8 protein-coding genes are annotated in these 11993 nt (G+C 70.9%); 7 read left to right on the top strand and 1 reads right to left on the bottom strand.

Annotated elements, in window-relative coordinates:
* The 7 genes from V7793_RS03135 to V7793_RS03105 form a co-directional block, all read left to right on the top strand.
* Positions 1–1526, top strand: a 1526-nt coding sequence (locus tag V7793_RS03135; protein WP_335581323.1) for a cytochrome P450, incomplete at its 5' end; no start/stop codon positions are given.
* Positions 1523–2626, top strand: a complete 1104-nt coding sequence (locus tag V7793_RS03130; RefSeq protein WP_335581322.1) for a cytochrome P450 family protein — start codon at positions 1523–1525, stop codon at positions 2624–2626. The genes V7793_RS03135 and V7793_RS03130, both read left to right, overlap by 4 nt.
* Before the next feature lie 154 nt (positions 2627–2780).
* Positions 2781–4832, top strand: coding sequence for an APC family permease (locus V7793_RS03125; RefSeq protein WP_335581321.1), 2052 nt, complete (start codon positions 2781–2783; stop codon positions 4830–4832).
* 117 nt (positions 4833–4949) lie between these two features.
* Complete coding sequence (locus V7793_RS03120) at positions 4950–6278, top strand: class I SAM-dependent RNA methyltransferase (RefSeq protein WP_335581320.1); 1329 nt, start codon at positions 4950–4952, stop codon at positions 6276–6278.
* Positions 6279–7092: 814 nt separating this feature from the next.
* Complete coding sequence (locus V7793_RS03115) at positions 7093–7752, top strand: phage holin family protein (protein ID WP_335581319.1); 660 nt, start codon at positions 7093–7095, stop codon at positions 7750–7752.
* Between the two features lie 29 nt (positions 7753–7781).
* On the top strand, positions 7782–7943 hold the full coding sequence (locus tag V7793_RS03110; RefSeq protein WP_335581318.1) for a hypothetical protein: 162 nt from the start codon (positions 7782–7784) through the stop codon (positions 7941–7943).
* Complete coding sequence (locus tag V7793_RS03105; RefSeq protein ID WP_335581317.1) at positions 7940–8203, top strand: phosphatase PAP2 family protein; 264 nt, start codon at positions 7940–7942, stop codon at positions 8201–8203. Before V7793_RS03110 ends, V7793_RS03105 begins: the two co-directional genes overlap by 4 nt.
* A 648-nt stretch (positions 8204–8851) precedes the next feature.
* Here V7793_RS03105 and V7793_RS03100 read toward each other — a convergent pair.
* Entirely contained in the window at positions 8852–11917 is a 3066-nt protein-coding gene (locus tag V7793_RS03100) for a pPIWI_RE module domain-containing protein (protein WP_335581316.1), read from the bottom strand.
* Between the last annotated feature and the right edge of the window lie 76 nt (positions 11918–11993).

The raw sequence follows: 11993 nt of genomic DNA, 5'->3' as shown, positions 1-11993 counted from the left end.
CGCACGCCGTCTACGCGCGCCTGCGTGCCCAGGGCCCGGCCGCACCCGTGGAGCTGGCGCCCGGCGCGCACGCGACCCTCGTCACCGACTACCGGGCCGCCCTCGAAGTGCTCCGGACACCCGAGGTCTTCGGGAAGGACGCCCGCCGCTGGCGGGCGCTCGCCGACGGCCGGGTCGCCCCGGACAACCCCGTCGTGCCGATGATGGCCTACCGGCCGAACTGCCTGTTCTCCGACGGCGACGCCCACACGCGGCTGCGCCAGGCCGTCACCGACTCCCTGGCGCGCATCGACCCCAACGCCCTGCGCGGCTACGTCGAGCGCAGCGCCGACACGCTCATCGACCGCTTCGCCGGCCTGGGCGAGGCCGACCTCCTCGGCGCGTACGCCAAGGTGCTGCCGCTGCTGGTCTTCCAGCAGCTCTTCGGCTGCCCGCCCGAGCTGGGCGACCGGCTCGTCGAGGGCTTCTCGGGCATCTTCGACGGCGTCGACGCCGAGCGCGCCGACGCCCTCATCACCAGCAGCCTCGTCGAGCTCATCGACCTCAAGCGCGAGCAGCCCGGCGCGGACATGACGTCCTGGCTGATGGCGCACCACGCCCGCCTGAGCGACGAGGAGCTGATCCACCAGCACGTTGTCCTCATCGGTGCCGGCACCGAGCCCCAGCAGAACCTCATCGCCAACGCCCTGCGGCTGCTGCTCTCCGACGACCGCTTCGCCGGCGACCTCGCCGGCGGCAGCATGCCCGTCGAGGACGCCCTGGACGAGGTGCTGTGGCTCGACCCGCCCATGGCCAACTACGGCGTCCACTACCCCGTCCAGGACGTCGACTTCGGCGGCGTGCCGCTGGCCGCCGGCGAGCCCGTGGTCGTCAGCTTCGCCGCGGCCAACACCGACCCGGCGCTGCTCTCCGGCCGGCGCACCGGCAACCGCGCCCACCTCGCCTGGAGCGCGGGCCCCCACCACTGCCCGGCCAAGGACGCGGCCCGCCTGATCGCCGCAGTCGCCGTCGAGAAGCTCCTGGACCGCCTGCCCGACCTGGAGCTCGCGATCCCGGCCGACCGCCTCGTCTGGCGTCCGGGCCCCTTCCACCGCGCGCTGACGGCCCTGCCCGTGCGCTTCCCCCCGGCGCCGCCGTCCGGCTCGCGGCCGGCGCCCGTCCACGACCTCTCGGCGTCCGCCGTACGCGGCCCGGGGCCGGGTTCCGGGCCCGGCCCGGGTCTCAGGCCCGTCCCCGGTGCCGGTGCCGGTGCCGGTGCGGGTCCCGGCCCCGTCCCCGGTCCCGGTTCCCGCCCCGTGCCGCCGTACGAGCAACCCCGCTCCGATCAGTCCGCTCATTCCCCGCAGCAGGCAGACCTCCCTGGAGACAGCCGATGGAACACAAGCCCAGTACCGTCCCGGTTCAGTCCGGCCCCTTCCGGATCGATGCCACCGGCAGCGACATCCACGGCGAGGCCGCCCGCATCCGGGCGCGGGGCGCCGCGACGCCCGTGGAGCTTCCTGGGGGAGTGGTGGCGTGGGCAGTGACCACCCAGCCGCTGCTGAAGGAGCTCCTGACGGACCCGCGCGTCTCGAAGGACCCGCACCAGCACTGGCCGGCCTGGATCAACGGTGACATCTCTCCGGAGTGGCCCCTGTTCACCTGGGTGGCCGTGCGGAACATGTTCACCGCCTACGGCACGGACCACAAGCGGCTGCGCACCCTCGTGGCCAAGGCCTTCACCGCCCGCCGCACCGCCGCCCTGCGCCCCCGCATCGAGGCGATGACGGCGGACCTCCTCGACGCTCTGGCCGCCAAGGCTCCGGGCGAGCCCGTCGACCTGCGCGAGTCGTACGCCTACCCGATCCCCATCCAGGTCATTTGCGAGCTCTTCGGCGTCACCGACCCGGACCTCCGCGACGGCCTGCGCGACTGCGTCGACAGCATCTTCCACACCTCCGCCGACCCGGACGAGGTCACGGCCACGTACGCGCGGACCTACGAGCTCCTGGGCGCCCTCGTCGCCGCCAAGCGGGCCGCCCCCGCCGACGACATGACGAGCGTGCTGATCTCCGCCCGCGAGGAGGACGGCTCGCGCCTCAGCGAGCAGGAGCTCCTCGACACCCTGCTGCTGGTGATCAGCGCCGGGCACGAGACCACCGTCAACCTCCTCGACAACGCCATCCACGCCCTGCTCACCCACCCCGACCAGCTGGCCCTCGTCCGCGCGGGCACGGCCGGCTGGGACGACGTGATCGAGGAGACCCTGCGCAACCGGGCCCCCGTGGCGAGCCTTCCGCTGCGCTACGCCACCGAGGACATCGCGCTGCCCGACGGCACGGTGCTGAAGCAGGGCGACGCGATCCTCGCCGCCTACGCCGCGGCCGGCCGCGACCCGGAGCTGCACGGCGCGGAACCGGACCGCTTCGACGTCACGCGTACCGTCAAGGACCACCTCGCCTTCGGCCACGGCGTGCACTTCTGCCTCGGCGCCCCCCTCGCGCGCCTGGAGGCCTCGATCGCCCTGCCCGCGCTCTTCGACCGCTTCCCGCGGATGCGGCTCGCCGTGAAGCCAAGTGACCTGCGGCCCGTGGAGTCCTTCATCTCCAACGGCCACCGGGCGCTGCCGGCCCTGCTGCACGGCTGATCAACCGTGCAGCCACGGCCGGCCCACCCCACTGCACAGCCGCCCTGAGCGTCCTCGCCGCACCCCGGAACGGGTGGTGCGGCGTGCGCCACATTTCCGTTCCGGCGGGTGGCGGGTGGGCGGCCGTCCGGGGGAGCGCTTACGCTTCTCTGTTGTGTCCAAACTGACCGACCTGCCGAAACGGATCCTCATCGGCCGGGCGCTGCACAGCAGCAAGCTGGGAGAAACCCTTCTTCCCAAGCGCATCGCCCTGCCCGTCTTCGCCTCCGACCCGCTCTCCTCCGTGGCGTACGCGCCGGGCGAAGTGCTCCTCGTGCTCTCCGCGGCAGGCGTGTCGGCCTACCACTTCAGCCCATGGATCGCTGTCGCCGTGGTCGTGCTGATGTTCACGGTGGTCGCCTCGTACCGCCAGAACGTCCACGCCTACCCCAGCGGCGGCGGCGACTACGAGGTCGCCAACGTCAACCTCGGCCCCAAGGCCGGCCTGACCGTCGCGAGCGCCCTGCTCGTCGACTACGTCCTGACCGTCGCGGTCTCCATCTCCTCCGGCATCGAGAACCTCGGCTCCGCGATCCCGTTCGTCATCGAGCACAAGACGGCCTGCGCCGTCGGCGTGATCGTGCTGCTCACCCTGATGAACCTGCGCGGCGTCAAGGAGTCGGGCAAGCTCTTCGCGATCCCCACGTATGTCTTCGTGGGCGGCGTCTTCATCATGATCGCCTGGGGCGCCTACCGCGGCCTGATCTCCGGCGACACCATGAAGGCCCCCACCGCCGACTACACGATCAGCGCCGAGCACCAGGGCCTTGCAGGCTTCGCACTGGTCTTCCTGCTGCTGCGCGCCTTCTCCTCCGGCTGTGCCGCCCTCACCGGCGTCGAGGCCATCAGCAACGGCGTGCCGGCCTTCCGCAAGCCGAAGTCGAAGAACGCCGCCACGACGCTGGCCCTGATGGGCGCCCTCGCCGTCACCATGTTCTGCGGCATCATCGGCCTGGCCATGGCCACCAAGGTCCGGATGGCCGAGGAGCCCGCCACCCACCTGCTGCACAACGGCACCCCGGTGGGCGAGGAGTACACCCAGAACCCGGTGATCTCCCAGGTCGCCGAGGCTGTCTTCGGCGGCGGATCGTTCTTCTTCATCCTGCTCGCCGCGGCCACCGCGCTCGTGCTGTTCCTCGCGGCCAACACCGCGTACAACGGCTTCCCGCTGCTCGGCTCGATCCTCGCCCAGGACCGCTACCTGCCGCGCCAGCTGCACACCCGTGGCGACCGGCTCGCGTTCTCCAACGGCATCGTGCTGCTCGCCGCCGCGGCCGCGATACTCGTCTACATCTACGGCGCGGACTCGACGAAGCTGATCCAGCTCTACATCGTCGGCGTCTTCGTCTCCTTCACTCTCAGCCAGACCGGCATGGTCCGGCACTGGAACCGCCACCTGGCGAGCGAGACCGACCCGGCCAAGCGCCGCCTCATGATCCGCTCCCGGGCGATCAACACGTTCGGCGCCTTCTTCACCGGCCTGGTCCTGGTCGTCGTGCTGGTCACCAAGTTCACCCACGGCGCGTGGGTCGCCCTGCTCGGCATGGTGATCTTCTACGCCACCATGACGGCGATCCGGAAGCACTACGACCGGGTGTCCGAGGAGATCGCCGCCGACGAGGGCCCGGGCGACGAGGCCGTCCGCCCCTCGCGCGTCCACTCGATCGTCCTGGTCTCCAAGATCCACAAGCCGACGCTGCGGGCTCTGGCCTACGCCAAGCTCATGCGCTCCGACACCCTCGAAGCGCTCAGCATCAGCGTCGACCCGGCCGAGACCAAGGCGCTGCGCGAGGAGTGGCAGCGCCGCGGCATCGACGTCTCGCTGAAGATCCTCGACTCGCCCTACCGCGAGATCACGCGCCCCGTCATCGACTACGTCAAGAGCCTCCGCAAGGAGAGCCCGCGCGACGTCGTCAGCGTCTACATCCCGGAGTACGTGGTCGGCCACTGGTACGAGCACCTGCTGCACAACCAGAGCGCCCTGCGCCTGAAGGGCCGCCTGCTCTTCACGCCGGGCGTGATGGTCACCTCGGTGCCCTGGCAGCTCGACTCCTCCGAGGCGGCCAAGCTGCGGGCCCGCAAGCGCGCCGAGTGGAACGCGCCGGGTTCGGTGCGAAGAGGCCCGGTGGGCGAGCAGAAGAAGGAAAAGGCGTCGACGAAGAAGTAGCGACGTGGTGACGTAACGAATCCGCCGACCGGCGAATTCGCAGGTGGGGTGGGACGGCCCGTAGACTGGACGGCTGTCCCACCCCACCTTTCTCTTAAGTCTCTGGAGCCGGCCACCATGCAGAACGCACCGCAGGAATCGCTGGTCGGCGAGGAGTACGAGGTCGAGGTGGGCCCGGTCGCCCACGGTGGCCACTGCGTCGCCCGTACGGAGTCGGGCCGCGTCCTCTTCGTCCGCCACACGCTCCCCGGCGAGCGCGTGATCGCCAGGGTGACGGAGGGCGAGGCGACGTCCCGCTTCCTGCGCGCCGACGCGGTCGAGGTGCTGGAGGCCTCCAAGGACCGCGTCCCGGCCCCCTGCCCCTTCTCCGGCCCCGGCAAGTGCGGCGGCTGCGACTGGCAGCACGCCAAGCCGGGCGCCCAGCGCCGCTTCAAGGGCGAGGTCATCGCCGAGCAGCTGAAGCGCCTCGCGGGCCTCACCCCCGAGGACGCCGGCTGGGACGGCACCGTGATGCCGGCCGAGGGCGACAAGCTCCCCGCGGGCGAGGTTCCCGCCTGGCGCACCCGCGTCCAGTACGCGATCGACGCCGAGGGCCACGCGGGCCTGCGCAAGCACCGCTCGCACGACGTCCAGGTCATCGACCACTGCATGATCGCCGCGCCGGGCGTGAGCGAGCTGGGCATCGAGAAGCGCGAGTGGCCGCAGATCGCCTCGGTGGAGGCCATCGCGGCGAGCGGCTCGGCGGACCGCCAGGTCATCCTCACCCCGAAGCCGGGAGGCCGCCTCCCGATCGTAGAACTGGACAAGCCGGTCTCGGTTCTCCGCATCGGCGAGAAGGACCAGCAGGTCCACCGCGTCCACGGCCGCCCCTTCGTCCGCGAACGCGCCGACGAGCGCACGTACCGCGTGGGCGAGGGCGGCTTCTGGCAGGTCCACCCGCAGGCCGCCGACATGCTGGTGAAGGCCGTCATGCAGGGCCTCATGCCCCGCAAGGGCGACATGGCCCTCGACCTCTACTGCGGCGTGGGCCTCTTCGCCGGCGCCCTCGGCGAGCGCATCGGCGAGAAGGGCGCCGTCCTCGGCATCGAATCCGGCAAGCGCGCCGTCGAGGACGCCCGCCACAACCTCCAAGACCTCGACCGCGTCCGCATCGAACAGGGCAAGGTCGAGCAGGTCCTCCCGCGCACAGGCATCAAGGAGGCCGACCTCATCGTCCTCGACCCGCCCCGCGCCGGCGCCGGCAAGCAGACGGTCCGCCACCTGGCGTCACTGGGCGCCCGCCGCATCGCCTACGTGGCCTGCGACCCGGCCGCCCTGGCCCGCGACCTCAACTACTTCGCCGAGGCCGGCTACAAGCCGGTCAAGCTCCGCGCCTTCGACCTCTTCCCGATGACGCACCATGTGGAGTGCGTCGCCATCCTCAAGCCCACGGGAAACCCCGCCTGACCTGCGGTTTTACCTGGTGTGCATGATGTGCGCTGTGTGCGTTGGGGGCGAACTTCTGACGCTGAAATGACGCTCGTGACGCTCTCCTGACGCTCGTTTGACGCTCGTCGGGAGGGTGGCCGGCGAGCACAAAACCGCCCGTCGACTGGGCTTTGAGTCCGGTCGACGGGCGGCTGCGTTTGGGTAGGACGAGGGGCCTGCACAGGCGGCGGGGCGCGGTCCCCGAAGTCCTTTGACGTGCGTCGGCTGGTCTGCCCTGGCCGGTGTGTCGGCTGCCACAGCGTGGGGGGTATTGCAGAGCCTTTCGGCTCTTTGTTCTTTTGTGTGGTTTGCCTGGCAGGGGAAAGATTGAATCACAGGAATCCATGTGGCATGGGCGCGGGCTTCGGCAGACCGGCCGCAGGGGAGTTCGGCGGTGTGTCGTTCGGCCCGGTTTCTGCTCTGGTCGTGCAAAGACCCGGATCAGCAGGGCCCGGCGGGTCTGGCGGAGGATCTGAAGATTTCACACGTCGGCGACCGGGCGCGTTTCTGGCCGGTGCGGCACTGAGCGGTTTGGTCGTCGACCGGCTGGCCAAGGTCGCCAGCAAGGCAGGGTCCTTCCTCATAGAGCTCCGCGGAGGGCCCAGGGGCGGCTGAGCGTGTCGCACGGCCGCAGCTTCCGGCCTATCCGGAGGCATGAGATGTCCTCGAGCACATCGCGATCACCTGAGCCGCGCAACCAGGACGCTTCAGTGGGCGATCTGCTATCCGAGGTCACTTCGGATGTGCAGACGCTGTTCCGACGGGAGATTGAGCTGGCCAAGGGGCCGCTGGAATGTTCGGCGGGGCCGGGTTCGCTGGCTACATGGTGGCCCTGTTTCTCTCCCTCACTGAGTTGTTCGCGCTGGCCCATGTGAAGGGCGCCGGTTGGGCGGCATTGCTGGTCACCGGAGTGTGGGCGGTGACCGGCGCAGTACTGTTCACGCTGGGTCGCTCCCGGATGCGGAGCGTGTCGCCGGAGCGGACCGTCCAGACGGTGAAGGAGCTCGCGCAATGGGCACGTCACCCGACCGGAGAAGGGCCGACATCGAAAGGACCCGCGACAAACTGTCCGGCGACGTCGATCAGCTGGCGGATCGCGCCAGCCCTCGCCGCGTGGCACGCCGCCGCACCGAACGGGTTCGCGCAGCGGCCTCAGGGTTTCAGGGAACGGATCATGGGCGCCGCCGTGGATGTGCCCGGGCAGGCGCGGTCCGTGCAGGAGAGCGCGAGCCAGGCCGCGGACACGGTTCGTCAGACCGCGGAAGAGGCGGGTGAGACGGTCCGTAGAGTGCCCGAACAGGCCGTGCGCCGGACGCAGGGCAACCTGCTGGCGGCTGGGCTGATCGCCTTCGGCGCCGGTTTGCTGGCGGCGTCACTCCTGCCTGTCTCCCAGGCCGAGCAGCAGGCAGCCGCGGAGCTTTCGACAAGGCCGTCCAGGCGATCGAGCCGGTGAAGGAAGCGGCACTCGATTCCGCTCAGCGGTTGAAGGGGGAAGCCGCCGAGGCGGCGCAGCAGGCCGCCCAGGAGGTCAAGGACACCGCGGCGCAGGCCGCCCAGGCCGGGCAGGTGACCGAGCAGGCCCAGCAGTCCACCGAGGCCGTTGCGGGCAAAGCCCGCGAGCGGGCTCCGGTCGCCGAGCCGTGACATCCCGTCCGCCAGCGCCGCCGCATCGACCAGGACGCACCATCAAGGGGCTGGGCAGCTCCACCATCAAACCGCTGATCGACAACCTGGGCAGCCTGGCCCCGGGCGCCGCACGCGACACCTTGAACAGCATGCTGATGCAGTTGCAGAGCAGTCAGGGCAAGGCTGGACTCGCGCTGATCACCGGAATCGCGGTCGCCCGGCTGCACACCGGCGCGCACTATCCCACCGATGTCGCTGCCGGAGTGTCATCGGCCTGACCAGCGCCTGGCTGGTTCACTACGCCTCCAGGCTCCCGCTGCGCACGATGCTCTGACCCATGTGGGCCGGGTGGTCCGGCGCAGCCGGGGTAGGCCGGCGCCCGCCGCTTGGGACGCCGCCGGGAGGCGGCCCTCGCCCGGGGCGCCGCGTGTGACCAGTCCGAGAAGGGCTGTACGGCCGTACAGCAGAGCCTTGCCGACGACCCGGTGCGGCGCAGCCAGGCGGCGGCTGCCGAACGCGACCGACGGCTTCGAGAACTCGGAAACGAGGTGGAAGAACGCCGGAAGCAGGCCGGCACAGCGTCCAGTACCTGACGAACGTCGATGGCCCGCCCGGCTGGCCTCTATCACCTCGCCGGTCGGGAGGTGGCCGTCGGCCCCTCCTGCGCCACCCGCCGCCCCGCCGCGCAAGCTCGTCGACCCCAGCAGACTCCGGGTGGTCGACCCAGGCGGCGCCATCACGCCGCCGCAGTCCCCGGTCGGGAAGCATCCGCCGCACGACCGAGTGCGTTTACCTCGGCTGCCTCCGTACTGCCGCAGCCCCGCGCCGGATCGGCGATGCCCTGCCGCCCGTCAGCGCCCCCGCTTCGGCGCCGAGACCTCGCACTCGCGCCGGAAGTTCCGCCGACGATCAATCAACGGTGAGGTTTACGAGGCGGGGCTCGACTCCGCCCCGTCGTCATACTCCGCGTCGGGTTCTGCGGCCAGTCCGGCCCCCTCGCTCAGGTCCGGGTCCAGGTCGCTCGAGTTCTGTTCCGCGGCAGCCTCCACCGCCTCCTCGCTCGGGCTCCCGTCGTGCTCGGCAAGCATGGGAAGGACGTACGCCTGGGCCAATCCCGCCAGATGAAGCGGGAGCGGGAGGGACAGCGCTGCAGCGTAGTCCGGGGACTGGCGGAGCTGGTGCACGGCAAGGGCCAACGCCTCGGCGTCGTCGGGTTTTCCCTGTACGAGGGCGGACGGGGCGTCGTCCTCGTGGCAGCCCAGTACGGCGATTTCCACCAGGGTCGGGTTCCAAGCGCTGGTGCCCGCCTGCGAGGTGAGGTTGCCTGCCGCGTTGACCCGGGTGGCAAGACGGTCGAGGGCGGGCGAGATGGCGTGGGTTCCGGGGCGTTCGGTGGTGCTGTAGAAGACCCGCTCTTGTGAGGGTGCCCCGTGCTGTTGCCGGGGACTCTGCTTCCAGAAGCCGGCCGGCTGTCCGTGCGGCTTGCCGGGTTCGGCAAGACCCCACCACTGGGCGGTCTCACGGCCGCCGCATCCACGTACCCGCACGAGACGAAGTTCGTCGTCGAGCCGGCCTGCCGGGGCGTGACCGGTCCTGATCAGGTCGCGTTCGATGCGGCCGTCCTGCAACCATGGCCAGTGCAGCCTGCTGTTCTGCGCGTGGGTGATGAGTGCGGTGGGCTCTCCGCGGAAGGAGTGCAGCACACGCTGGAGGAACGCCGCGGTCTCTCTGCGCTGCTGGGCGAGGTTGGTGCGCCACTGCTTACTGGTGACTCGCGGAGGGCCGGAGCGGGCGCCGCCGTCCACCGATTCGGGCTCCGCGAATGCTTCGGGATCGATCTCCGCCTGCTTCACCAGGCCGAGGAGGAACTGCGGATAGGGCACCCATTGCCCCGTGCTGTCGTCCCAGCCGCGTACGGCCGCCAGGCCTTCCGTGTCCGGCAGCGGGGTGACGAGGACGGCCACCGGCAGGTGCTTGGGCAGCCGGGTCGGGCCGTCCTTGCGGCGCTTCACCATCCACACCGCGGCGTACTGCAGTCCATCGGGGAGGTCGTCACCGAGGGTGTGCTGCGGCAGGACGCGGACGCCGAGCTGGCGCAGTCCATCCAGCCAGGAGCTGTGCGTGCGGTGGCCGAGGCTGTCCACGTTGTCGATCTGCCGGTCGGTGGAGGGGGTCACGACGAACTGGGTCAGCAGCCCGGCGTCGGCGCAGCCCAGACGGACGGCGAACTTGGGGTCCGTCGACGCGGGGCGGAACGTGCTGCGGTGTGCGATCTCCACCAGGGCGAGTTCGGGACGAGAGGAGGACATACCGTCCGCATGGAGCCATGAGCACAGGGCACGGCGGCGATCGCGGACGGCAGCCGCGAGGGCCGCACCCCTTCCCCTGACGGCCGGATCGGGCACGAGCTGTCCGCCCAGCCCGTCGGCGAGAGGCAGACAGCGCAACCGGAGCGTGAGTTCCGCCGTCCGCCATTCGAGGACGATCGGTGCTCCGGGCCTGGCCTCGTCGAAGTCTCGGTCCGTGATGCCGGCGGCAGCGGCGCCGCCGTCGCCGTCCAGCCCCAGGGCCAGGGCGAACTGCGCCACCGCCTCCGTCCGTACCTCGGGCGACTGCCACAGCAGCCGGGCCGCCACCACTGGTCGCCCGTCCTGTTCCGGGCCGTGGCCGGCGATCCGGGACTGTGCCGCGAGTGCCACGCGCCGTGCCTGGGTCTCGCGCTGCAGCTCGGCCTTCTTGGCCTCGTCGGTTCGCGGCTTGGGGCGCCGGTTCTTCGGTGCGCCAATGCCCTTGCCGCGTCCGCGCGCCAGGTCCGGTACCCGGACCACCGCTTCGGGGAGTGCCTGTTCGGCCCATTCGGTGAGCTGCGCCCGCTGGTTGGGCATGAAGCCGGTGCCGATCTCGTGCTTGCCCATCCTGGTGCTGTGAACCACGGCAGCGCGAACGCCGCGGCCCTCGCCGATCCAGGAGACCGGCTCGGTGAGGAGCTGTTCGGGGTCGGGGAAGTTTCCGGCCAGGGCGAGTCCGCGCAGGATCCCGGCGGTGTCGTTCTCCGACCAGACGAAGGTGTCGGCTGCCCGGTCACGGCGCAGACGGGCGAGCGCGTAGCGTTCGGTGGCCGGCGCTCCAGGAAGCCAGGGGATGGTGGGCCGGAGGTGGACGGTGGTGGCCTCCCGGTAGGACAGGTTGAGGCGCTTGGTGGTGGCCCGGGGGTGGGTGGCCCATCGGCGTACTCCCCAGTGCAGATGGAGGCGCGGCCGGGGGTCGAACGGCGTGGTGTGCAGGGAGATGTTCAGGACGACGGAGAACCACCATTCCTTGCGCTTGACGGTCCGGGTCAGGGGCTGCGACATGAGCTCGGCGCCCTGGTCACGGGGCCCGCGGGGCAGTGCCCGGAAACGCAGCTCCCCGCCCTCGAACGGGAAGGCGTCCAGGGTCAGGATGCGGCGTGCCAGAGCGTCGGTGGCGAGCTGGAACTGCGGCGGTTCGGGGGAGGCGGTACCGCCCGAGGTGAGGGGGGTGGTGAGCAGTTCGACGCCGGTGACGGGCTGCCACGCCGGCAGGTTCCGCTTCAGCTCTGAGCTGGTCGCGAGCAGCATTGAGCGGAACCCGGGATCCTGCGCGGCGCCCTTGGGGCCGAGTGTGCGCAGCCAGGCGTCGAGGAGTTGCTCCATCGAGCGGCTCGGGAGGGGGTCGGGTGCCGAGGCGGGGACGTACAGCCAGAAGTCCTCGGCTGCCGGTTCCGGCCCCGGCTCGACGGGGGGCCGGGGGCGGGGCCGGACGATCACGTCGGGGGCGAGGGTCTGGAGTACTCCGTCCAGTCGGCGGGTGGGGAGGGTCAGCTGCCGTTTCTCCTCGCCCCGTCCGTGGTTGTGCAGTCCGAGGAGCCCGGCGCGCCAGTGCTCGGGGAAGGGGAGCACGCGGAAGTCCTCGGTCCAGGGGGTGCTGTCCTCGGCCAGGTGGTACGCGGATCGGCGGATGTTCTTGTACATGTCGGTCCTCCCTGCGGTGTCGTACGTGGTCGGATACGGGTCCCTCGACCACCAAAGTGGTGAGAGCGACACCAGT

The sequence above is a fragment of the Streptomyces sp. KLMMK genome (assembly GCF_036961605.1).
Classification (GTDB): Bacteria; Actinomycetota; Actinomycetes; order Streptomycetales; family Streptomycetaceae; genus Streptomyces; species Streptomyces telluris.
The sequence above is the reverse complement of the archived record's forward strand: the minus strand, read 5'-3'. Positions and strand labels throughout refer to the sequence as shown.